This is a genomic window from Streptomyces sp. NPDC002680 (assembly GCF_042889145.1).
Classification (GTDB): domain Bacteria; phylum Actinomycetota; class Actinomycetes; order Streptomycetales; family Streptomycetaceae; genus Streptomyces; species Streptomyces adonidis.
Window position 1 is genome coordinate 107,153 of sequence record NZ_JBIAQP010000017.1, and the last position, 22,053, is coordinate 129,205.

Annotated in this window: 18 protein-coding genes; 10 read left to right on the forward strand and 8 right to left on the reverse strand. The window is 71.4% G+C overall.

The genetic code is table 11. The features are described 5' to 3' along the window. Positions 1-2 precede the first annotated feature (2 nt). The 4 genes from ACFYXF_RS36970 to ACFYXF_RS36985 form a co-directional block, all read right to left on the reverse strand. On the reverse strand, positions 3-1,187 hold the full coding sequence (locus ACFYXF_RS36970; protein WP_389356342.1) for an NAD(P)/FAD-dependent oxidoreductase: 1,185 nt from the start codon (positions 1,185-1,187) through the stop codon (positions 3-5). Positions 1,188-1,294: 107 nt separating this feature from the next. Continuing rightward, complete coding sequence (locus ACFYXF_RS36975; protein WP_389356343.1) at positions 1,295-1,666, reverse strand: nuclear transport factor 2 family protein; 372 nt, start codon at positions 1,664-1,666, stop codon at positions 1,295-1,297. 116 nt (positions 1,667-1,782) lie between these two features. Continuing rightward, the gene (locus tag ACFYXF_RS36980; RefSeq protein WP_389356344.1) at positions 1,783-2,472 is read right to left on the reverse strand and encodes a response regulator; all 690 of its coding nucleotides are present in this window, start codon (positions 2,470-2,472) and stop codon (positions 1,783-1,785) included. Beyond that, positions 2,460-3,662, reverse strand: a complete 1,203-nt coding sequence (locus ACFYXF_RS36985; protein ID WP_389356345.1) for a sensor histidine kinase — start codon at positions 3,660-3,662, stop codon at positions 2,460-2,462. The genes ACFYXF_RS36980 and ACFYXF_RS36985 overlap by 13 nt, the downstream gene beginning before the upstream one ends. Positions 3,663-3,821: 159 nt before the next feature. Between ACFYXF_RS36985 and ACFYXF_RS36990 the strand changes: the two genes are divergently transcribed. After that, positions 3,822-4,589 carry a polysaccharide deacetylase family protein gene (locus ACFYXF_RS36990; protein ID WP_389356346.1) on the forward strand — a complete coding sequence of 256 codons (768 nt, stop codon included), beginning with the start codon at positions 3,822-3,824 and terminating at the stop codon, positions 4,587-4,589. A 43-nt stretch (positions 4,590-4,632) separates the two neighbouring features. On the opposite strand, the gene ACFYXF_RS36995 is transcribed toward ACFYXF_RS36990, so the two are convergent. After that, the gene (locus ACFYXF_RS36995; RefSeq protein WP_389356347.1) at positions 4,633-4,755 is read right to left on the reverse strand and encodes a hypothetical protein; all 123 of its coding nucleotides are present in this window, start codon (positions 4,753-4,755) and stop codon (positions 4,633-4,635) included. Positions 4,756-5,097: 342 nt separating this feature from the next. Between ACFYXF_RS36995 and ACFYXF_RS37000 the strand changes: the two genes are divergently transcribed. The 3 genes from ACFYXF_RS37000 (at position 5,098) to ACFYXF_RS37010 (ending at position 10,897) form a co-directional block, all read left to right on the forward strand. After that, positions 5,098-8,481 carry a S8 family serine peptidase gene (locus ACFYXF_RS37000; RefSeq protein ID WP_389356348.1) on the forward strand — a complete coding sequence of 1,128 codons (3,384 nt, stop codon included), beginning with the start codon at positions 5,098-5,100 and terminating at the stop codon, positions 8,479-8,481. A gap of 200 nt (positions 8,482-8,681) precedes the next feature. Next, complete coding sequence (locus ACFYXF_RS37005) at positions 8,682-10,418, forward strand: hypothetical protein (RefSeq protein WP_389356349.1); 1,737 nt, start codon at positions 8,682-8,684, stop codon at positions 10,416-10,418. A gap of 53 nt (positions 10,419-10,471) precedes the next feature. Next, a complete protein-coding gene (locus ACFYXF_RS37010; RefSeq protein WP_389356350.1) occupies positions 10,472-10,897 on the forward strand; it encodes a DUF5955 family protein in 426 nt (141 codons plus the stop codon). Positions 10,898-10,958: 61 nt separating this feature from the next. Here the strand turns inward: ACFYXF_RS37010 and ACFYXF_RS37015 are convergent, their stop codons facing one another. Next, entirely contained in the window at positions 10,959-12,431 is a 1,473-nt protein-coding gene (locus tag ACFYXF_RS37015; RefSeq protein WP_389356351.1) for an FAD-binding protein, read from the reverse strand. A 183-nt stretch (positions 12,432-12,614) separates the two neighbouring features. Here ACFYXF_RS37015 and ACFYXF_RS37020 point away from each other — a divergent pair, with 183 nt between their 5' ends. Further along, entirely contained in the window at positions 12,615-13,646 is a 1,032-nt protein-coding gene (locus ACFYXF_RS37020) for a formylglycine-generating enzyme family protein (RefSeq protein WP_389356352.1), read from the forward strand. Positions 13,647-13,663: 17 nt separating this feature from the next. Here ACFYXF_RS37020 and ACFYXF_RS37025 read toward each other — a convergent pair whose 3' ends face one another. Then, complete coding sequence (locus tag ACFYXF_RS37025) at positions 13,664-14,143, reverse strand: DUF5707 domain-containing protein (protein WP_389356353.1); 480 nt, start codon at positions 14,141-14,143, stop codon at positions 13,664-13,666. A gap of 189 nt (positions 14,144-14,332) precedes the next feature. Between ACFYXF_RS37025 and ACFYXF_RS37030 the strand changes: the two genes are divergently transcribed. The 3 genes from ACFYXF_RS37030 to ACFYXF_RS37040 all read left to right on the forward strand — a co-directional run bounded on the left by ACFYXF_RS37030 (position 14,333) and on the right by ACFYXF_RS37040 (position 18,207). Beyond that, complete coding sequence (locus tag ACFYXF_RS37030; RefSeq protein ID WP_389356354.1) at positions 14,333-17,032, forward strand: histidine kinase; 2,700 nt, start codon at positions 14,333-14,335, stop codon at positions 17,030-17,032. 106 nt (positions 17,033-17,138) lie between these two features. After that, positions 17,139-17,825: a response regulator gene (locus ACFYXF_RS37035; protein WP_389356355.1), complete on the forward strand. Its 687-nt coding sequence runs from the start codon at positions 17,139-17,141 to the stop codon at positions 17,823-17,825. A 34-nt stretch (positions 17,826-17,859) separates the two neighbouring features. Continuing rightward, positions 17,860-18,207 carry an SCO4225 family membrane protein gene (locus ACFYXF_RS37040; RefSeq protein WP_389356356.1) on the forward strand — a complete coding sequence of 116 codons (348 nt, stop codon included), beginning with the start codon at positions 17,860-17,862 and terminating at the stop codon, positions 18,205-18,207. A gap of 31 nt (positions 18,208-18,238) precedes the next feature. Here the strand turns inward: ACFYXF_RS37040 and ACFYXF_RS37045 are convergent, their stop codons facing one another. After that, complete coding sequence (locus ACFYXF_RS37045) at positions 18,239-19,123, reverse strand: DUF4394 domain-containing protein (RefSeq protein ID WP_389356357.1); 885 nt, start codon at positions 19,121-19,123, stop codon at positions 18,239-18,241. 306 nt (positions 19,124-19,429) lie between these two features. Between ACFYXF_RS37045 and ACFYXF_RS37050 the strand changes: the two genes are divergently transcribed. Together ACFYXF_RS37050 and ACFYXF_RS37055 are read left to right on the forward strand one after the other, a co-directional pair. After that, positions 19,430-20,716 carry a PucR family transcriptional regulator gene (locus ACFYXF_RS37050; RefSeq protein ID WP_389356358.1) on the forward strand — a complete coding sequence of 429 codons (1,287 nt, stop codon included), beginning with the start codon at positions 19,430-19,432 and terminating at the stop codon, positions 20,714-20,716. A 154-nt stretch (positions 20,717-20,870) separates the two neighbouring features. Further along, positions 20,871-21,671, forward strand: a complete 801-nt coding sequence (locus tag ACFYXF_RS37055) for an SGNH/GDSL hydrolase family protein (RefSeq protein ID WP_389356359.1) — start codon at positions 20,871-20,873, stop codon at positions 21,669-21,671. The last annotated feature ends 382 nt before the right edge of the window (positions 21,672-22,053 follow it).

Here is a 22,053-nt window from a genome sequence, read left to right on the forward strand (position 1 = left end):
CCCTAGGCCGCGGGCCGGGCGTCGGACGGAGTCGTACGGTCGGTGGTGCCGCCGTGGGACACGCGGGCGGCCGGGCGCGAACCGGCCCTGCGGGCCCCGGACACCAGCTTGTTGAGGGTGAACCGGCAGGCGATCTCTTTGACGCCGGCGCCGGTCCGCCCGCTGATGCCGAGCGCGTTCACCTTGTCGTTCGGGTACGAGAACTGGGTGACGCCCTCCTTCCGGCCGAGGCTGAGGCACTGCCCGGCGAAGAACATCCGGACGGGAGCGGGAGTCTTCCCCGCGATCCGGCGCAGGATCGTGTCGGCGGCGGCCGGGCCCAGCTGTACGGCGGCCTGGCAGCTCATCCGGAACGGGTGGTCCGGCATCACGCCCGCGTCCCCGGCGGCGACGATGCGCTCGTCGTCCACGCTGGTCAGCGTCGTGTCGGTGAGCAGGCGGCCCGCGGAGTCGGTGCGCAGCCCGCTGTGGGCGGCCAGGTCCGGGACCCGGAATCCGGCGGTCCAGATCGTCACCGCGCCGGGCTGTACGCGGCCGTCGTCCAGCCGTACGCCCTCGCCCGTCACCTCGGTCACCTGTGCGCCGGGACCTTCGAGGACGGTCACGCCCAGCCGGGCGAGCCTGCGGGCGACGGGCCGACGGACCCGGGCATGCAGCGAGGGACCCAGCACATCACCGCACACCAGAGTCACCTTGCGGCCCGTTTCCGCCAGCTCGGCGGCGGTCTCAAGGCCGGTCGGACCGGCCCCGACGACGATCACCGGAGCGGACGCGGGCGCCGCGTCGAGCGCCGACCGCAGCCGCTCCGCGCCCTCGAGGTCGGACACCCAGTGAGCGAACTCCGCCGCTCCGGGCACCCCGGGATCGGCGGCGCCGCTGCCCACCGCGTAGACGAGGTAGTCGTACGGGAGCGGGTCGCCGTCCGCCAGCGACACCCGGCGCTCGGCGGCGTCGATCCGGGTCGCGGTGTCGACCACCAGCCGGACGTTCCCGGCCAGCACCTCACCGAAGCCCTCGACCGCGTCGTCGGAGCCGGTCACGAGCTGGTGCAGCCGGATCCGCGAGACGAACTCGGGCCGCGGATTGACCAGGGTCACCGACACACCGTCGCGCCGAGCCAGCCGGTTGGCCGCCGTCACACCTCCGTACCCGCCGCCGACCACGACCACCTCTGCGTTCCCGCTCATCATGTCTCCCTAGTGCTGTGGACTCGGCATGGAGACACCACAGCCGCTCCCGGCGTAACACCCCACGGATGAGACGTGGCGCACACCGGACGCGGCAACGGCGATTCTCAGGGCTCGATGACGAGGCGCTCGATGAGGCCGCCGCGCAGGGCGAACCGGTAGCGCAGGTCGACGGTGCCACCGGGGAAATCGCCTTCGAGGTGCTGCACGGCGACGAAACGGGCCGCGTCCGTCCGCTGGGCGCCGGTGAGTTCGACGGTGTACGTGAACTCGGTCGCGGCCCGGCCCAGCCACCGCTCGATCGCCGCGATGCCCTCGTACGTCCTGCCGTCGTCGGTCACCGTGGCGTCACCGGTGAACGCGGTGATCGCGGCGGCGGTGTCGTGGGCGCGGTGCGCCGCCAGATAGCGGGTGATCGTCTCGGGCAGCGCGCTCGGGGCGATGTCCTGCGGCTGCTTCTGCGACTCGTTCCTGGGCATGGCGCTCCTCGGGGGTGACGGCGGTGACCGCCGTACAGTCACTGCTAGAATAGAAGCAAGTAACTTCGACTTTAGCAGTAACTGTTCAGGGTGCGGCGCCACGAGGCGCCCCGGATTCAGACGCGGCCCGCGCGGTAGACCAGGAGCGCGATCTGCACGCGGTTGTTGAGGCCGAGCCTGGTCAGGATGTGCGAGACGTGCGCCTTCACCGTGGGCAGGCTCATGTGGCAGGCCGCGGCGATCTCCGCGTTGGTCCGGCCCTCGGCGACGGCGAGCGCGACCTCCCGCTCCCGGGCGCCCAGCCGGTCCAGCGCCGCCTCGGCCTTCTCCCGTTCCTCGCGCCGGGTCCGGCCCACCGCCCCGGCCGCGGGGTCGGTGACGGTGTCGATCAGCTGTCTCACGGCGGCCGAGGACAGCACGGGTTCACCCGCCATGACGTTGCGCACGGCCGCCACGATCTGGGCCGGGGGCGTGTGCTTGAGGACGTACCCGGCGGCTCCGGCCCGCAGCGCCTGGAGGACGTAGCTGTCGGTGGTGAAGGTGGTCAGGATCAGCACCTCCGGGGGCCGGGGCCGCTGTCGGAGCGCCGCGGTGGCCGAGAGACCGTCCATCCTCGGCATACGGATGTCCATGAGGACCAGATCCGGGCGGTGCAGGTCCACGAGGCCCTGCACATCGGCGCCGTCGGAGGCCTCCGCCACGACGTCGATGTCGTCGGCGGCGGACAGGATCAGCCGCAGTCCGGCACGTACGAGGGGATCGTCGTCGACGACGAGCAGCCGGGTCGTGCGGGTCACGCTGTCCATGGGAGCCAGACGTCGAGGTGGAAGTCGGTGGGCGTGGTGCGGTGGTGCAGTCGCCCGCCGGCCAGGTCGACCCGTTCCCGCATGCCGATCAGCCCCTGACCGGAGCCCGGCACAGGGTCTCGTACGGAGTCCGTGGTGGGGCGCAGCGGGTTGGTCACCTGGATGCTCAGCCCGTCCCGGGGCCCGCCCGTGACGGTGAGGGACGCCGGGGTGCCGGGGGCGTGCTTGCGGTGGTTGGTGAGGGCTTCCTGCAGCAGCCGGTAGGCCGTGCGGGCGGTGACCGGCGACATCGTGGCCGGGTCGTCGAGCAGCCGGCGCACGCTGAGCCGCGCGCCCGCGGCACGGGACTCCTCGATCAGCAGGGTCACGGCCAGCCGCGTGGGAATCGGCAGGGGCGGTTCGGTGTGCTCGCTCACGACCGGGGCGCGCAGGACCTTCAGTACGTCCTGGAGGTCCTCCAGGGCCTGCGTGGCGCTGTCCCTGATCACACCGACGGCCTGGGCGACCTGTTCCGGTGGGGCGCCCGGGTGGTATTCCAGGGCTCCCGCGTGCATGGACAGCAGCGAGAGACGGTGCGCGAGCACGTCGTGCATCTCCCGGGCGATCTCCTCCCGGGCGTGCCGCTGTGCCCGCTGGGCGCGCGTCGCGGCGTCCGTCTCCGCCCGTACGGCCCGTTCCCGCAGGCCGGCGACCGCCAGCCCCCAGCCCACGGCACCCGCCACGAGGGTGACCGCCGACACCGCGGTCGCGAGGGCGAGGGGGCCGACGGGCGGGGCGACCAGGAGATACACCGGCACCGGTACGAGCGCGGCCCCGGTGATCGACCAGGTCGTACGGGCCGGACATGTCGTGGCGACGGTGAACAGGGCGATCAGCACCGGCACGGCCAGGGGCCAGCAGGTGCTGAGGACGATCAGGGTCGCCGCGACCCCGGCGGGATGCCGCCGGCGCAGACAGAGCGCGGCGCAGGCGAGCAGGGGCACGAGGCTGCCGAGGGAGGCGAACCCCCAGCCGGCGGGCAGCAGCCCGCCGACGAAGCTCTCCGGGGCGCTGCCGGCGAGCTGCGGATAGACGGACAGGCCCGTACGTCGTGCCCTGGCCACGATCAGGGTCAGGGCGGCGGCCGCGGCGACCACGGCCAGGTCCGCGAGCACGGGACGGTCACGCCAGGCCTTTCGCACGTCGATCACGGAAGAGACCGTACCCACGGGTCGCGGCACACGGAAGCCGACGGCTGATTCCCTATACCAAAGTATAGGTGGCACGGGTGCACACCATTCTTTGGTACGGGTGCGACTGCCGCCTTATTGCCGATTTCCCGGACCCCGCCAATTTCTACGGTTGGCGGAATGAAAAGCAAGAAATCCGCAAGAATTTCGACCATGCTGTGCGGTGTCGCGGGTCTGGTGCTCCTGACCGCCGGATGTACCACGCTGCACGGTGTGACGTCTCCGCGTGACGCCCGGGAGACCGCCCCGGAGACCGCCCGGAGGAGCAGCACCGGCCCCGACTGCAGCGTGGCGAAATGCGTCGCCCTCACCTTCGACGGCGGACCGAGTGCCCCCACCCCGAAACTCCTCGACATCCTCAAGGAGAAGAAGGTGCACGCGACTTTCTTCCTCCAGGGAAAAGGACACACGGACACCTACCCCCGGACGGTTCTGCGCATGGCGGAGGAGGGGCACGAAATAGGCAACCACACGTGGTCCCACAAGGTCCTCACGGAACTGAGCGCGAAGGAGGTGGAGGCCGAGCTGAAACCCGTACAGGACGATGTGCGGCGCATCACCGGCCGTGCCCCGGTCCTGATGCGGCCCCCGCAGGGCCGCACCGACGACGACGTCTCCGCCGTCATGCGGAGACTGGGCCTGGCGCAGATCCTCTGGAGCGTCACGGCCAAGGACTACGAGACGACGGACACCGCTCTGATAACCCGCCGCGTACTGGAACAGACGCGCCGCGACGGCATCATCCTGCTGCACGACCGCTACAAGGGGACGATCCCCGCGGTGCCGGGCATCATCGACGCCCTCCACCGGCGCGGCTACACGATCGTGACGGTCTCCCAGCTCCTGGCACCCGCCGTACCGGAACCGGGCGGTGTGTACCGGCCCTGACGGCGACCATCGCCCGCCGGGATCCGGGCAGTGGGTATCACCGTCAGTGGGCGGGGAGGCCCGCCGAGGCGAGCCACTGGGTGGCGATCAGCGCGGCCACGGCCAGTGCTGTGACCCACGCCAGATGCCGGTTCGTCCGCGTCCCGTGCAGTGGTGCCTTCGTCATGTCCTACTCCCTCGCGGCTCGTGTCACCCCGCGCATCTGCCCGGGTCCCGACAGCCCAATCTGCTGCCTCGGAGGGCAGCGCCGCCTCGGCCGAACGGCTGGAACCCATGGACCGAAACCCCCTCTGTACTGGCCGAACGGCGGAGGCGGGGGTTCCACGGCGGACAGCAGACTGATCTCTCGTCAGAAACACGTCTGATCTTTTTCCAACCCGGTGCCACCCCCGTCCGTCTCTAGGCCCGAGTCGTCCGGCGTTCGCGGGACGGCTTCCTTCCGAAGCCTTCCGATTCCGAAGTGTCAGGAGTTCAGGTGGAGTTACGCGCAAGACCAAGGCGTGCGGTCGTGGCGGCGGGGGTCGCTTCCACGGCCCTTCTGCTGGCCGGCGTGCCGGGTGCGGAAGCCCAGGACACGAGCGGCGCCAGTACGGTCAGTACGGCCGAGGCGGGTGCCGGTGAGGCGGCCGGTTCGGGCAAGGCCATGAAGACAGTCACCCTCGTCACCGGTGACCAGGTCATGGTGGACGGTGCCGGGAAGGTCACCGGTGTGGTGCGGGCGGAGGGCCGGGAGCGGGTGCCGTTCTCCGTCCGGGTGGTCGACGGACACACCCGGGTCGTGCCCGGTGACGCCGAACTGCTGCTGGCGCAGGGCAGGTTGGACGCCCGGCTGTTCGACGTGACCCAGCTGGTCGCCGACGGGTACGACGACGCGGGGCGTGCCGACGTACCGCTGATCGTCACGTTCAAGGGCAAGAAGGCGCCCTCGATGTCCCCGTTCACCGGGGCCGGGGCGAAGATCGGCCGGGCGCTGCCGGTGGTCAACGGCAAGGCGATGCGCCCGGTGAAGAAGCGCGGCTCCGAGTTCTGGAACGCCGTCACCGGTGACAACACGGAGGGCGCGGCGGAGTTCACCGCCTCGACCGCCGTCGAGAAGCTGTGGCTGGACGGTCGGCGCAAGGCCAGCCTCGACAAGAGCGTCCCGCAGATCGGCGCGCCGACGGCCTGGGCCGCCGGGTACGACGGCACCGGCACCAAGGTCGCCGTGCTGGACACCGGCGTCGACACCACCCATGCCGACCTCACCGACCAGGTGATCGCCGAGCAGGACTTCACCGGTTCCGCGTCCGGCCCCGCCGACAAGTTCGGGCACGGTACGCATGTGGCGTCGATCACGGCCGGTACGGGCGCCAAGTCCGGCGGCAAGTACAAGGGTGTCGCCCCGGGCGCGAAGATCCTCAACGGCAAGGTGCTCGACGACGACGGCTGGGGCTCCGACTCCGGCATCATCGCGGGCATGGAGTGGGCGGTGGCGCAGGGCGCCGACGTCGTCAACCTCAGCCTCGGCGGTACGGACATGCCGGGCATCGACCCGATGGAGGAGACGGTCAACCGGCTATCCGCCGAGAGCGACACGCTCTTCGTCATCGCGGCGGGCAACGAGGGCGAGTACGGCGAGAGCACCGTGGGCTCGCCGGGCAGCGCGGACGCCGCGCTCACCGTGGGCGCGGTCGACAAGGCCGACGCGCTCGCCGACTTCTCCAGCCGTGGCCCGCGCGTCGGGGACGGCGGGGTCAAGCCCGACCTGACCGCGCCCGGTGCCGCCATCACCGCCGCCGCGGCAGCCGGCAGCAAGCTGGAGGAGTACTACCCCTCCGACGTACCCGGCTACCTCACCCTCGACGGCACCTCCATGGCGACCCCGCATGTCGCGGGCGCCGCCGCGATCCTCGCCCAGCAGCACCCCGACTGGAGCGGCGAGCGCATCAAGGCGGTCCTCACCGGTTCCGCCAAGCCGGGCGCGTACAGCTCCTTCCAGCAGGGCACCGGCCGTACGGATCTGGTGCGGGCGCTGGAGCAGGGCGTCGTCACCGAGCAGAAGCCGCTCGACTTCGGTCTCCAGCAGTGGCCGCACGGCGACGACACCCCGACGACCAAGGAGGTGACGTACCGCAACCTCGGTACGGAGCCGGTCACCCTGGACCTCTCCGTCGACGCGCTCTCGGTGGACGGCAAGCCCGCCGCCGAGGGCATGTTCGAGGTCTCACCGAAGCAGCTCACCGTCCCGGCGGGCGGCGAGGCGAGCGCCTCCGTCACCGCCGACACCCGCGCGGGCACCACCGACGGCTCCTTCGGCGGCTCGGTGCAGGCCACCTCCGCCGACGGGAAGGTCCAGGTGCGGACCGCTGTCGGCGTGGAGCGCGAGGTCGAGTCGTACGACCTGACGATCAAGCACCTCGACGAGAACGGCGAGCCGATCGGCGACGCCGCCACCTCGATCAGCGCCATCCACAGCGACTTCTACGCCGACCTCGCCGACGAGCAGGACGGCGAGCTGACCGTACGGGTGCCCAAGGGCGTCTACACGCTGAACGGGGTGATCCATCCCTCCTACGAATCCGCCGAGCACGCCATCCTGGTCCAGCCGATGATGAACCTGGACAAGGACACCACCGTCACCATCGACGCCCGGCAGGCGCGGCCGGTGAAGGTCACCGTGCCCGACGCGGCGGCCAAGAACACCGAGGCCTCGGTCCTCTTCAGCTACGACCGGGGCGGGGACCTGGGCGCGGCCACCATGGAGTACCTCCTGCCGACCTTCGAGGGCACCACGTTCGGACAGCTCGGACCCGAGCCGACCGCCGACGGCACGTTCGCCGTGTACGCCGGTGACTGGACCCGCGAGGACGACGAGGGCCGGCCCGTCACCTACCACCTGGCCTGGAACCGCACCGGCAGGCTGGACGGCTTCGCCGCCACCGTCGAGCAGAACCAGCTCGCCAAGGTGGACTTCCAGGCGGGCGTCCCCGTCGACGGCAGGGGCGTCCAGATCGAGGTGACGCCGCACACACCCGACGGCGACCTGATCTTCGGCGCCTCCGACCTGCGGGGTGACCTGCCGATACGCACCACCGACTACGTCCTCGACAACGACGTCAAGTGGTCCTTCCGTATGTGGCAGATGTTCGGCGAGGGCCGCGACAGGCACTCCGAGACCTTCCTGATGCGGATGCCGAGAAACTGGGAGGCCGGACGGAGCTACACCGAGCGGTTCAACGTCGGCGTCTTCGGCCCGGTCCTGCCCGCCGCGGGCGACCTCGGACCGGAGCGGGGACTGCCCGGCATCGTGCGGTACGGGAACACCATCAGGGCCTTCCTGCCGCAGTTCGGCGACGGCTCCGGCCACTGGGGCCTCAGCGACTACACCTCGGTGTCGAGCTCGCTCCAGGCGGACGGCAAGGAGATCCCCGACGACTACGGCTACTCGCCGATCGACCTCACCGAATACACGGTTCCCGCCAAGGACAGCGCGTACAAGCTGACCGTGGACGCCTCCCGTGATCCGGCGGTGTACCCGGTCAGCACCCGCGTCCGGTCGGAGTGGACCTTCCGCTCCGCCACCACCCCCGAGGACGGCACGACCGGGCTGCCGCTGTCGGTGATCCGCTTCTCGCCCGACCTGAGCCTGTCCAGCACGGCGAAGGCGGGCCAGCGGTTCTCGGTGCCCTTCACCGTCGAGGGCGCGGCGGCCGGCCAGCGGCCCGCCAAGCTCGCCTTCGAGGTCTCGTACGACGACGGCGCCACCTGGCGGCACGCCAAGGCCGTCGGTACGCACCTGGCGCTGACCCACCCGGCCACGGCGGGCTCCGTCTCGCTGCGCGCCAAGCTGACCGACCGGGCCGGCAACACACTGGTCCAGACGATCGAGCGCGCCTACCTCACGACCAAGTAACGCTTCGGCTCAACTCCCCTGATCCCCGCTCGGGGCGGTGTCGACACCGCCCCGAGCGGGGACAGCCATATGATGCGGCCCCTCGCTCTCGGCCCGGCCGTCGGTGTCCTTGTCGCCCCGCCGGCAGTTGGGCTGTCAGGAGTACGTCGTTCCGTTCGACGCTCCGTCCAACGCACAGCCGGAGAAAGGGAGATGCCGCCATGACGACCGCCCCGCAGGCCCCTATGCCGGTCGGGAGCACGCCGGGTGACGTCACCCGGTATCTGTGCGCCGCGGCCTACATCGACGAGCGGTTCGCCGAGCGGGTCGTCGCGGACGTCCTGGCCGACGAGGCCGGCGCCGTGGCGGCCTCGCCCGGCGTCGACCTGGTCGCGGTGGCCCGCCACTGCCTGGCCGCACAGGAGATCAGACGGGAACGCGACCTGCGGCTGGCCGGGGCCTTAGGGACCGTCGTGCTGCTCGCGCCGGTGTGGCTGGTGTTCAGCACGGTGTTCCTTGCGCTCGCGGCCTTGGCGAGCCGCACCACACGGACCGCCCTCGCCACCCGAGGCCTGCGGCAGCCCGGCAGCGGATCCCTGGTGCGTGCCGGGACCGTGGCCGCGCTGCTGACGGTGCTCGCCTTCTACGCCGCCTCCAACATCCAGGAACGGTCCGAACCCGCCCTCCTGAGCTGGCTGTTCGGCACCTACCTCGGCGGGATCCCGGCCGTGTTCGCGTCCGTCGGCGCCGTCCTGTTCGCCTATGTGACGGTCGTACGGCACGACCTGGGCACCGACCGGCTGCTGCGCACCACCATGACCCGCGAGGAGTTCGCCCGGCAGCCCCTGCCGCCCGTGCCGGCGAAGGAGTGGATCGCGAGCCGGCTGGCGGTCGTCGAGGAGGCACAGGACGGGAACGTCACCGTGTACAGCGGCTACTCCCCGTTCATCGGCTACGCCGAGGCCTCCTCCACCTGGCCGCTCACCGTGCCGCTCCTGCCCGCCGACGACCCGGTCGGCAAGGGCCCACGCCCCGGCTCGCGCTCCGGTGAGCCGGAGCCGTTCACCACCGTCCAACTCGTCGACCACGTACGCGAACAGCTGCGCTCGGTCGCCGCGCGCGGTCGTACGGACGGGACGGTGGACGCCGTCCCGGAGACCCTCCGGTCCCTCACCGTCGAGGACCGGGTCTTCGTGAACGGCACGACCATCGGCGAGGACGACCGGTTCATCACGCCCTCCGAACTGACCCCGGCCACCCGCCTGTCGGCCGAGGCGGTCGAGGAGATCATCCTGAACCCGACCGGCACGGTCCGCCACCATCTCGCGGTCCATGTGCCGCTGTGGGGCGGCGACGTCGTACCGAGCGTGTTCCTGCACTTCTCCGTCGAGGGCCGGACGCTGCATCTGCGCGGCACCAGCCATGTGCTCGGCCCGGTGGCCGCCGACTACCACGTCGTGGACCGGCTGCGGGACCCGCTCAGCCCGGAACGGGAGCGCGCACTGGTGGCGGCGGCCGTCTCCCGTACCTTCGTCGCGTTCCTCGGCGCGCCCTTCCGCGCGTGGGGACGGGCCCGCTTCGAGACCCGTCGCACCCAGCGCATGGTCGACGAACTGACCGCCATGGAACAGGACCCGGTCTTCGACTACGGCGCCCGGCTGAGCGTACGGGCGATGGCGCTGAGCCCCGTCTACCACAACTACTTCCAGGTCGTGGACGCCAGACGGATCACGGCGGCGGTGGAACGCCACACCCTCGTCGCGATCCGGGAGTTCCTCGACGCGCGCGGCTACGACACCACCGACTTCCGCGCCCAGCAGCAGACCATCCTCAACCAGGGCGTCATCCAGCAGGGCGGCACGAGCATCGTCGCCAACCAGGCGATCGGCACGGGGGCCAACGCGACACAGAACCTCCCGCGCCAGACCGGCCCGGCCGCCACGGGCGCCCAGAAGTAGCCAGATGCAGCCACAAGTAGCCACAAGTGGCCTGAGAGAGAAGGGATTCCGCGATGAGCAGCGGCAGCAGCGGTGACGACGGCCGTCCTGTGGTGCCCCAACCGCCCGTCAACAACGGCCTGGTGATCAACGGCGGCACCCACTACGTCGGCAACCAGGCGATCGGAAACCGGGCCCAGGCCTTCTCCGGCTCGGTCGGCTTCCAGCCCCAGGACCCGGCGCAGGCCGCCGCCCGTACGGCCGAACTCCTCGTGCACGTCGAGCGGTTGCTGTCCGAGCACCGCGCGGCGCTGGCCGACCCCGAGGCCACCACCCGGGAACTGCGGCGCCTGCGCGAGGAACTCGACGAGGAGGAGCCGCAGCCGCCGGTACTGCGCCGCGCCCTGGACCGGCTGACCGAGTTCGTCCAGCCGGTGACGCCACTGGTCGTCGCGGTCGGCGAACTCGCCCAGACCGTACGGGGAACACTGGGCGCCTGACACCAACCACCGCGCGGACAGCGGCAGTTGGCGTCAGGCGACTACTGCCCGCTCTACGGCCTCAGAAGATGCCCTGGCCCGGGACCAGGACCCCGCGCGGGTCGTATCTGCGCTTCGCCGCCTTCAACTGCGGCCAGGCAGCGCCGAAGTGGGTGCGCCAGTCCGCGCGGGTGAAGGGGACGCTGCCGACCGGGTACTGGGTGCCGCCCGCCGCAGCGACGGCCTCGTAGGCGGCCCGGTTGGCGGCCAGGAGGCGGTCGACGGTGGCGGTGTCGGCAGGCGGGGTGGCCCGCAGGATCGCGAAGAGGTGTGTCAACTCGTCGCCGGTGGTGGGCAGGAGCGGGGTGGCGAGGCGGTCGCTCGGGATCGGATAGGTGAGGACGAGACCGGCGCCCACGTCGGCCGGGGTGAGGTCGGCCAGCTCCGCCGCGATGAGCGAGTCGGCGGACTCGCCGGGGAGCAGCAGGTTCAGCCACGGGTGGGCGTACGCCCAGATGCCGGCCTCCTTCAGGGCGGCGACGACGGGGGCCAGCCGGTCGACGAAGTCGTAGTAGCCGAGGTCGGAGGCCTGGACGCCGGCCGCGTTGTGGCGCAGGCCGCGCAGCAGGACGGTGTCGTCGGGGGCGGGTCCGACCGGCGGGCCGTAGGCCACGGCCTCCAGGGTGGGGACGCGGAAGGTTCCGTCGGCGTCCGCCGAGATCTGGCCCTCGACGTAGTCGAAGCGGCCGTCCCGGACGAGGACGCGCTGGTCGTCGAGGAAGGTCTCCAGGTCGTCGTACGGCAGCAGATAGTGCCGTACGGTCTCCGGCGCGGGCACCAGCCGGAGGGTGGCGCCGACGACGACGGCGACCTGGCCGAGGCCGGCGAGGACCGCGTGGAACAGGTCGGGGCGCCGGGTCGGTGAGCAGCGTACGAACTCGCCGGCCCCGGTGACGACCTGGAGTTCGGTGACGTTGTCGGTCTGGGCGCCGTACCGCTGGCTCTGGCCGCCGAGACCGCCCACGGACAGGGTGCCGCCGACCGAGAGTTCGATGTAGTCGGTGAAGACGGGCGGGGTGAGGCCGTGGACGAGCGTCGCCTTCGTCACCTCGCTCCATCTCGCGCCGGCGCCGACGGTGACGGTGGTCGCGCCGGGCGACAGGGCGCCGATGGCCGCGAGGGTCGCCGTCTCGATGACCAGACCGTCCTCGACCTGGCCCCCGCCGTTGGTGGCGTGTCCCTGGCCGCGCGGGGCGACCTTCAGCCGGTGCTCGTCGCAGAAGCGGACCATGGCGACGACGTCGTGGACCGACCCGGGGCGCAGGACGGCGCGGGGGCGGCGGTGCACGATGTGGCCGTAGTCGTCGGCGGCGGCCGTGAGCGACGGCTCGTCCATGACGAGGGTCCCGTCCAGCGGGGGGAGCCGGGCGAGGTCAGGGTCGGTGGGGGAGCCGGTGGTGGCCCAGCTCCGGGTGCCGGTGGCGAAGCCGGTCACCACCGCGCCGGTGACCGTGAATCCGCGCAGAACGCTGCGCCGTGACGGTGTGTGGGACATGCGGATCAGTGTAGGGGAGTTCATCATTTGGCCGTGGTATGCCGCCTCGCACAGTGTCGACTCAGGGCGGGGAAAGCCTGCTCTCAGCCGACTGTTACCGGTCATAGTGTCGACAGTTTACGGGAGTTGATGGAGCATCAGCACTGCGCAGAGACGCGCGCCGTCATCTCCTCAGGAGCAGTCATGGACGCGACCTCCCCCGGTATCGACAGAAGGACCCTGCTCGGCCTCCTCCCCCTCACGGGCGCGGCAGCCCTCTTACGGCCGTCCCGCGCCACCGCCGCCACGACGGTCACGAGCACGGTCGCCGGCCAGGAGCTGGCCGGGATCACGGCCAACCCCGCCTTCGTCTTCGCCACCGACCTCGCCGGAACGGCCGGCTCGGGCGAGGCCTCGCCCATCGACGCCGACTACTGGCTCGGCGTCCACGAGGTCACCAACGCCCAGTACCTGGAGTTCGTCACCGACACCGGCCAGGCCACGCCCCCCTACTGGGACGGCGGCACCTACCCGGACGGCAAGGCGGACCACCCCGTACTGACGGTCTCCCTCGACTCCGCCACCGCCTACTGCGCATGGCTCAACAGCCAGGCGGACAGCGAGGGTTGGACCTTCCGGTTGCCGACCGAGGCCGAGTGGGAGTACGCCGCCTCAGGCCCCGACGCGCTCGACTACCCCTGGGGCGACACGGCCGGCACCACCTACGCCGACCTGGTGCTGACCAGCGAATACAACTACATGGCGGTCTGCGCGGCCTATGAACTCGCCGAGCACGGCGACGAGTTGGCCACCTACACCGCCACCGGCTCCGACCTGTACGGGCAGAGCTTCCCGATCTCCGAGATCCTCTCGATCGGCAGCACCGGAACCGTGGCCGGCTGGAACGTCACCGCGAGCCGTACCGGCTTCGTCTACACCGACGTCTACGACGCCCTCACCGACACCGGCGGCTACACCACCCCCGTCACCGCCTACCCCGGCGGGGCGAGCACCACCGGCATCCTGGACCTCTGCGGCAACTGCTGGGAGTGGACCACCTCCGTCATCACCGCCACCCACGGCGGCGAGATGGGGCAGCAGGTCAACGCCATCCGGGGCGGCTCCTGGTACGCCAACCTCAACAGCTGCACAGCCGTCTACCGGGGCGAGGGCCGCGACCCGTCGGGCCGCTACCCGACCGTCGGCTTCCGCGTCGCCGCCACGGTCAGTGCGTGACCGTCAGTGCGTGACCGTCAGTGCGTGACGGTGACGTCGAAGGTGGCGGCACGGGGTACGAACGTCGTGCCGCCGTCCACGGCCGTCGCGAGCGCCGAGACGTACCAGGTGCCCTGGGCCAGCTCGGCCGCCTCCGCCTTGGTGACGCGCAGGGTGTAGGTGCAGCGGGACGTGTCGTCGGCGGTCTTCGCGCAGACCGCGCTGTCCACGTTCCGCAGCTCCGCCTCGGTCGGGTCGAGCTTCGAACTCGCGGGCCAGGCGATGACCTTGACGCCCTTGACGCCCGAGTCGTCGCTCACGTCGGCGGCGAAGGTGAGCGAGCCGGCCTTGCCGTCGGACGGGGCGGTGAAGCGGGCCGAGCCGTTCTCCAGGGTCGGCTCGGTCGGCGCGGAGGCCGACGCCATGGCGAGACCGCCGGCGGCTATACCGCCGATGACGGCGACGCCGAGGAGCGAGGAAAGGACAATGCGCTTCGACGAGTGGGAAGTTTTCGACATGGGAGATCCCCCTGAATTCGGCGGCTCGGCCGCTGTGGTTGATGTGATCGAATCTATGGCCGGGCACACCCCCCGGTCTTCGGGCGGACGGACGATCAGCGCGTGCAACCGGAGATAGAGAGACCGGGAAAGGGATCCCCCTCCAGCGGGAGCCGGGCCGCTCACCTGCGGACCTAGCCTGGTCGAGCCATGAGACGAACAGACATCACCACCGACGACCGGCTCCTCCCGGTCCTGCTGCTCTGCGCCCAGGCCGCGGTCTGGCCCGGCGCGGCGCTCGTACGGGGCACGGTCCCGGCCGCGTCCGCGCTCCTCGTAGCGGCTCTGGTCGCCGGCCCGGTCACGGCCGCGCTCGCCCTGCGCCGTGCCCGCCCGGTGGTCACCCTCGCGCTGGTCGCCGTCGCCTGTGCGCTGGGCGCGGGGGCGCTGCCCACCGGTGCGACGGCGGTGTTCGGCACCGCCGGGGTCGCGCTGGCCCTGTTCACCGTGGCGACCGAACGCGACACGTTCACCACGGTGTTGTGCGTGCTGAGCCTCGCGGTCTGGCAGGCCCTCCAGGACATCACCCTGCACGGCCTCCGCGACCACGACGGCATCGACCTCGCCCTGACCGCCCTCCTGTATGGGTCGGCCTGCGGCGCAGGCTTCTTCGTACGGAGGACCAGGCGCGCCCGCCGGACGGCCGAACTCCTCCTGAAACGCGCCGAGTCCGAGCGCCACCGGCTCCCGGCGGCCGAACGGCGCCGGATGGAACGGGAGTTGCACGACGTCAGCGCCCACCATCTGACCGCGGTGGTCGTCACGGCGGGCGCCGCCCTCGGACTGCGCGAACGCCGGCCCGAACTGGCCGCAGAGGCCCTGGAGTTCGCGGTCGACACGGGCCGTGAGGTCACTCGGGCCCTCGGTGCGGTACGGGCCCCGGCACCTTCGCGCGAAGACCTTCCCTCACCGGAGGAACGGCTCCTGGACCTGGTCGCCGGATTCCGGCGCCTCGACCAGGAGGTCGACTGCGAGATCGACCCCCTGCCGGACGGGGCCGTCGCGGACGCGGCGTACGGCATCGTGCGCGAGGGCCTCACCAACGTGGCCCGGCACGCACCGGGCGCGCACACCCGGGTCCTCGTGCGGTACGGCGACACGCGTACCGACGTCGAGGTCGTCAGCGCGGCCCCGCCCGCAGGTGCGGCGGCACACGGCGCGGGCCTGGGCGGAGGCCGGGGCCAGGGGTTCCTGCGGTCCCGGGCCCGGGAGGCGGGCGGCACCCTGCACAGCGGGCCCACGGCGGAGGGCGGCTGGGAGGTGAGCGCGGTACTGCCCGGCCGTACCGCCGCCCCCGTGGAACGGTCGGTGCCACGCGCCTACCGCGCGGCCCAGCTGATCGCCGCCGTCGGCCTGGTCCTCCAGCCACTGCTCCCGGCGCTGATCTTCCGGGCGGAGACCGCGTCCAGCAGTGGGCGGGTGTCGGCGGGTCTGCTCTTCGCGCTGCTGGCGGCGGCCCAGGCGGTCGCCCTGCTCTGGCTGCGCCGCGCGCCCCGCACCACCCAGGGCACCCTGCTCGGCCTCGCCCTGCTCTGGCCGGCGGCGATGGCGGCCGGCCACTACACGGGCCCGGTCCTCCTGCCACCCACGCTGAGCGCACTCGCGACCTGCGTGGCACTGGCGGCGACCACGGCCCGCAGAACGGCCGAGGGCGTCTCGCCGTCCGAGGACGGGGTGCTCCCGGCGTCGGCGGTGGTGGGCGGCGCTCGCGACTCGGCCGCCGTCGGCGACTCGGCGTCCGGGGACCGGGTGGTCCCGGCCTCGGCGGTGGTGGCCACCGGCGTCACGGCTGCCGTGGCCGTGCTGGTCCGGGGTGTGACGCGTCCGTTCCGGGCGGGGGGCGCTGCCCGCAATTCCGCTGCCGCCGGTGATTCGCCGTCCGAGGACCGGGTGCTCCCGGCGTCGGAGGTGGTGGGCCAGGGGGACAGGGCTGCCGCAGCTGTGCTTGCGCGGGGTGCCGCGCGTCCGTTCCGGGGGGTGGGCGTCGCCCGGGACTCCGCTGCCGCCGGTGGCTTCCCGCCCTGGGATCGGGTGCTCCCGGTACTGGCCGTCTTGGTCCACGGCGTCGCCGTTGCCGTCGCCGTCCTGGACCGGGGTACCGCGCTCCCGTTCTGGGCGGTGGCCTTCGGCGCCGGAGTTGGCGCGATTCTCGTGGTCGCCGCCGCCGTCTGGGCCGGCTCCCTGCGCGGGCGGCGCGACCGGGCCGACCGGGGCGTCCACGACGAACGGCTCGCCGCCTGGACGGAGGAGGCCGTGCGGGACGCGTGGGCCGAACGGCGCCGGATCGCCGCCGGGTTGGAGACGACCGTACTCTCGCGCACCGCCGACATGGTCGCCGAGGCGGAGGCGGGCCGCCTCGACGAGACCGCCGAACGCGCCCGCGAGGCCCTCGCCGCGATGCGCGCCCTCCTCGACACGGTCCGGCAGCCGGGGGAGGAGAGCGACGGAGGCGGGGCGGGACCCGAACTGCGCCCGCAGCCCACCCTCCAGGCCCTCGATCTGCTCGCCCACCAGTGCCGCGCCACCGGCCGCGACGTCGAGATACGCCTCACCGACCGCGTACCGGAACACCTCCCCACCGCCGTCGACCTGGCCGCCTACCACGCCGCCGAGACGCTCCTCGCGGCCGGCGGCGAGGACCCGGCGGTGCTCGAACTCGACGCGGCCGACGGTACGTTGACGCTCACGGCCACCGGTGTCCCGCGCGCCGCCGGTTCCGCCGTACGGGAGCGGCTGGCCGCCCGGGTCGAGGCGCTCGGCGGCACCCTGACCACTGACGGGCCGGGTACGGTCCACCTCCGGCTGCCGTTCGCGCCGGTCGGCGAGGAGAGGGGGCGAGGGGAGCGATGACGCTCAAAGCGCTGGTCGTGGGCACGCCGACCACAGACGGGCCGGGTACGGTCCACCTCCGGCTGCCATTCGCGCCGGCCGACGAGAAGAGGGAGTTGGGGGAGCGATGAGCCTCAAGGTGCTGGTCGTCGACGACCAGGGCATCGTGCGGGCGGGATTCGCCGCCGTGATCGACGCCGAGGAGGACCTGACGGTCGTCGGCGAGGCCGCCGACGGAGCGACAGCGGTGCGGCTCGCCGAGGAGCTGGCTCCCGACGTGATCGTGATGGACGTACGCATGCCCGAACTGGACGGCATCGCCGCCACCCGGATCATCACGGGCCGCGAGAACGCGCCCCGCGTCCTCGTCCTGACCACCTTCGACCTCGACGCGTACGTCTTCGACGCGCTGCGTGCCGGAGCCTCCGGGTTCCTGCTCAAGGACGTCCGCCCGGCCGAACTGCTGGACGGCATACGGGTGGTGGCGACCGGCGAGAGCGTGCTCGCCCCGTCCGCGACCCGCCGCCTCATCGGCCACTACGCCTCCCGCCCGAACACCGGGAACCGCACCGACAGCGGCCCCCGCGAACTGGACAGCCTGACCGAGAGCCAGCGGGGCGTCCTCGCCCTGATCGCCGCCGGACTCAACAACGCGGAGATCGCCGCGGAACTCGGCATCACCGTCGGCACCGTCAAGTCCCATGTGAACGCGCTGCTACGGAAGTTGGGCCTGCGCGACCGAGTCCAGGCGACGATCCTCGCGTACGACCTCGGGCTGGCCCGCCCGAACCCGCCCGGCGCCGCCCACCTCTGACCACCACGGTCATCGACACGATTCAGGAGTTCCCGTGACCGGTACCGGTTCCGATTCCGGCCGTAGTCTTCCCCTCACCTTTCCCCGCCGGGTGCGGCACGCGCTCGGCGACATCGCCGCCCTCGTCTACCTCGGCATCTGCGCCGTCCTGCTCGTGTGGGCGCTCGTCGTGACGATCACCGACAGCACGGACGAGTCCATGGCGCTCGTCATCCCGATGCTCGCCACCGCGCCGGCCAGCTTCGTGCTGTTCTGGCTGCCCGACGCCGCCGCGATGGTCGTCCTTGCCGTGGTCGTCGGGGCCCTGGTCAACGCCACGGTCATCGGCTGGTGCTCCCGCGTACTGCGCCGCGGTCCGGGAAAACCGGACCGCGGCGAGTAGGCGCTGTAGGCGCTGTCGAGGACTCGGAGAGTCAGCTGCCGCTGAGGCTGATGGTGAAGTCCGTGAGCTGGACCGAGTTCGGGAACGTACCGATGAGTGTCGGCGTGCCGGTGAGGATGTCGATGCCGTAGAAGGACGCCCTGCCGCCGTACGGCGTGAGGGCGGCGAAGGCGGTGTTGGCGGTCGTCTTACCGTTGGTGAGGGTGCTGAAGATGTCGTAGCCGGCTTCGAGGTTCGCGTCGAAGCCGAGCAGCCCGGTCGCGACGAGGTTGCCGGCGTTCGGCGGCGACTGGATGGTGATCTGGTCGTTGTAGGTGTCCACGTTGGTGAGCGTGGTGTTGGTGGCGCCGACCAGGTCGTTGTTCGTGTACGCGGCGCCGGTCACCCCGGTGGCGGCCGTGGTCAACGGCGGGATGTTCAGGTTGCTGTCGGCGACCGTGGTGCCGTCGTTCAGGTTGTGCCGCAGGTTCTGGCCGTTGTTGCTGATCACCCGAAGCCGGTCGGCCGCCGGGTTGAAGTCGATGTCGAAGGACGTGCCGTAGAGCGCGACCTGGAGCTGGGAGACCTTGGTGAAGACCACGGGGTTGCTGGTGCCGGGCGGCGGGGGCGTGACCGTGTAGATGCCGCCCTTCTCGCCGAGCGCGTACATGAGACCGTTCTGCACCCGCTGGTCGACCCCGACCAGCCTGGTGTCGCCGCTGAGTCCGGTGACATCCCGGACCCAGTTGAGGGTCCCCGGGTTGTCGGTGTAGAAGCTGGCCATGGTCAGGCCGTCAGCGGTGATCCCGAACGCCAACAGCTTGGGGGTGGCGGTGACGGCGGCGGTGCTGGAGCCGGGCGCGGTCACCATGAGCGCGGTGGCCGCGGACACGACGGCGACCGCGGTCGCGATTCTCTTTCTCGTTCCGGATTTCATGGCTTTCAGCATTGTTACCCTCCCGTTTGAACACAGGTCACTGGTGAACACAGGTCACTGGGCGGCACGAGCCCCGCGAATTCGAAGGTGGTCCCTTTTCCGAAACGGTCCCCCTGGGCATCGGGCACGGTTCTCATTAAGCCGAGGCCACAGCCCCCTCACAAGGGAATCGAGCCACAAGTACGCCCCGATAAGGGAACTTTGCGCACTGTGACAAATACGCCACCCGCACACCCTTCACCGTTTCACCCGGATTGATAAACGGCCGTCCGGTTTTCGTCTGTCGGCCCTCTCACCTTGGGTGACATGCTCACGCTTATGGGGAGCCTCTTCGCCGAACTGGCCCGGCGGGCGTCGACCAACGCCCGCCGCGAGGTCGAGACGTACGTACGTGAGATACCGGAACTCGGGTCCCTGGACACGAGTTCCCGGGCCAGGGCCGAGACCATGGAGTACTCGGTCTGGCTCCGCCGCCGCACGGTCGAACTGGCCCCGGGCAACGACATGCTGACCGACGACGACCTCGGCTACATCGCGTCGATGGGCGAGGTCCGGGCGGGCGCGGGTATGTCGCTGGACTCACGGCAAAGCATTCTGCGCATCCACACCGAGCTGATGCTGCGCGAGATCAACGAGGCGACCGAGGCCCAGCGCGGCGGCGACCTCGACGAACTCATGCGCATCATGGGCTGGTTCGCCCCCCAGGGCGAGCGCGGCATCGGCGCCTACCGACGGGGCTTCGTGACGGTCATGCGCCGCCGTATGCCGTACCTCGAACAAGTCGCCCTGCTGGCAAGGGCGTTGCTGTCCGAGAACGGGGCGGCGGCGGAACTGGCCCAGGTCGCCGACATGGAACTGGCCGAGTCCTACACGGTGTTGGTGATCCGGGTGCCGGACCGCTCGCCCGGCGACCGCGAGTTGGACAACGATATCGAGGCGCTGGTGAAGACGTACCAGGTGCCGATGACGTGGTACCCGGAGCACGACGGAGACGGCACCGGGATCAGCGGTGGTACCGGCAGAGGCGGCGAACTGGTGGCCCTGGTCCCGGATCCGGCCCCCGACGCGCTGCCGGACCTGGCACCGGCTCCTGCGGGACGCCGCCTCGTACCGGACCTCTTACCGGATGTCGTCCCCGACCTCTTACGGGACTTCGCCGACGTCCTCGGCCGCCCCTGCGCCGCCGGCACCGCCACCGCACCGCTGACCGGCCTCGCCGAGGCGTTCGACCGGGCCCGCCGGATCAGCAGGGCGGCCCCGCTGCGGCGGGCGTCGACCCGGCTGAGACCGCACACCCTGGCGGACGTCTTCGTCGAACTCGCCGTCGCCGAGGTGCCGTTCGTCGACGACTGGCTCCGTACGACGGCCCGGCGCCTGGAGTCCGGCCCGGACCTGTTCGTCACCCTCGACGCGTACTACCGCCACGACATGAACCGCGGTCCCGCGGCGGCGGCCCTCAACATCCACCCCCGCACCCTCGACTACCGCCTGCGCCGGGTCCGCGAACTCACCGACACCGACCCCGGCTCGACCCACGGCGTACGGCTGTTCAGCGCGGTCGTCGCCCGTGACCTGTCGGGAGCGTGGCGCTGACCCCCGGTGCAGGAACGGGGGCAGTACTCGGCGACGAGGGCACCAAATGCCGGGCATTTTCCCTCACTTGCGGCCGAGCGACCCCGAATTGCCCGAAAGGTGCACCGCTTTACGATCCTCACGCCCTCCCCCTTCCAGTCTTCAGAAGGAACTCATGCGTAAATTGGCGTCAGTTGTCGTCAGCACTGTGGTGGCATTCGCCGGTATGGCGGCGGTGGCCGGCACCCCCGCCCAGGCGGCGGGCGAAAAGGAGTACGTCGCCCTGGGTGACTCGTACGCCTCCGGGGTCGGCGCGGGGTACTACGACACCGCCAGCGGCGACTGCAAGCGCAGCCAGCTCAACTACCCGGCCCAGTCGGCCGCCGCGCACTCCGAGTACACGCTCAAGGACGTCACCTGCAGCGGCGCCACCATCGCGGACGTACGCGCCAACCAGCTGTCCGCCGTGACCAGCGGCACCGACCTGGTCACGCTCACGGTGGGCGGCAACGACGCCCAGTTCTCCACCGTCGTCCAGAACTGCCTGCTGGAGTCGGACAGTTACTGCAAGACGGCCACGGACTGGATGTCGTACTACGCCAAGAACCAGCTGGTGACGGAGCTGGCCACGCTGTACAAGGACATCAAGGCCAAGGCGCCGGGCGCCGAGATCGTCGTCGTCGGCTACCCGCAGGCGCTCTCCCTGACCGGGACCTGCCCGGTGATCGACCTCAGCACCGCCAAGCGCACCTACATGAACGCCTTCGCCGACGCGCTGGCCGAGGGCGCCAAGGCCGCGACGGCCCAGGAGTCGGTCACGTTCGTCGACGTCCGCGACACGTTCAAGGGCCACGGCGCGTGCGGCACCGACCCGTGGATCAACAACCTGAGCAGCGGAACGACCGAGGTCTTCCACCCCAACCTGACGGGTTACATCTACTACGCCGACCAGCTCAACAAGGCCCTGGACTCCTGACCTGGGCCTCGCCGGGCGGCCCGGGGCGAAGCCGCTCCCGGGTCACCGTGCGACGCGCCGGACCTCGACATGGCCGAGGTCCGGGGCGTACGTGCGTCGAGTCGGCGCAAGGCGTTCCGGGTGCTGCCCGACGACCTGCCGCTCTGACACCGGCTGCGAGGCCGCACGGACGGCGGGCACAGTCGACGCGGCGTGAGTACTCCAGCGGTGCGGCCCCCGCCGGAGACCCCGTGCCGCCCGGCAACACCCACGCCGACCGGGACGACGTACTCCCGCACCGGCACCGTGACGAGACCGTTCGCCGCGACGAGACCGTTCGCCGTGACAAGGCCGTTCGCCGTGACGAGGCCGTTCGCCGTGACGAGGCCGCTGTCCTCGGCAC

Bases quoted from the DNA above. Each gene is read 5' to 3' on its own strand.
- ACFYXF_RS37015 (WP_389356351.1), bottom strand. From the start codon at position 12,431: ATGTCCCACACACCGTCACGGCGCAGCGTTCTGCGCGGATTCACGGTC.
- ACFYXF_RS36980 (WP_389356344.1), bottom strand. From the start codon at position 2,472: ATGGACAGCGTGACCCGCACGACCCGGCTGCTCGTCGTCGACGACGAT.
- ACFYXF_RS36975 (WP_389356343.1), bottom strand. From the start codon at position 1,666: ATGCCCAGGAACGAGTCGCAGAAGCAGCCGCAGGACATCGCCCCGAGC.
- ACFYXF_RS37050 (WP_389356358.1), top strand. From the start codon at position 19,430: ATGCTCACGCTTATGGGGAGCCTCTTCGCCGAACTGGCCCGGCGGGCG.
- ACFYXF_RS37035 (WP_389356355.1), top strand. From the start codon at position 17,139: ATGAGCCTCAAGGTGCTGGTCGTCGACGACCAGGGCATCGTGCGGGCG.
- ACFYXF_RS37055 (WP_389356359.1), top strand. From the start codon at position 20,871: ATGCGTAAATTGGCGTCAGTTGTCGTCAGCACTGTGGTGGCATTCGCC.
- ACFYXF_RS36970 (WP_389356342.1), bottom strand. From the start codon at position 1,187: ATGAGCGGGAACGCAGAGGTGGTCGTGGTCGGCGGCGGGTACGGAGGT.
- ACFYXF_RS36995 (WP_389356347.1), bottom strand. From the start codon at position 4,755: ATGACGAAGGCACCACTGCACGGGACGCGGACGAACCGGCATCTGGCG.
- ACFYXF_RS37025 (WP_389356353.1), bottom strand. From the start codon at position 14,143: ATGTCGAAAACTTCCCACTCGTCGAAGCGCATTGTCCTTTCCTCGCTC.
- ACFYXF_RS37005 (WP_389356349.1), top strand. From the start codon at position 8,682: ATGACGACCGCCCCGCAGGCCCCTATGCCGGTCGGGAGCACGCCGGGT.
- ACFYXF_RS36990 (WP_389356346.1), top strand. From the start codon at position 3,822: ATGAAAAGCAAGAAATCCGCAAGAATTTCGACCATGCTGTGCGGTGTC.
- ACFYXF_RS37045 (WP_389356357.1), bottom strand. From the start codon at position 19,123: ATGAAATCCGGAACGAGAAAGAGAATCGCGACCGCGGTCGCCGTCGTG.
- ACFYXF_RS37020 (WP_389356352.1), top strand. From the start codon at position 12,615: ATGGACGCGACCTCCCCCGGTATCGACAGAAGGACCCTGCTCGGCCTC.
- ACFYXF_RS37030 (WP_389356354.1), top strand. From the start codon at position 14,333: ATGAGACGAACAGACATCACCACCGACGACCGGCTCCTCCCGGTCCTG.
- ACFYXF_RS37010 (WP_389356350.1), top strand. From the start codon at position 10,472: ATGAGCAGCGGCAGCAGCGGTGACGACGGCCGTCCTGTGGTGCCCCAA.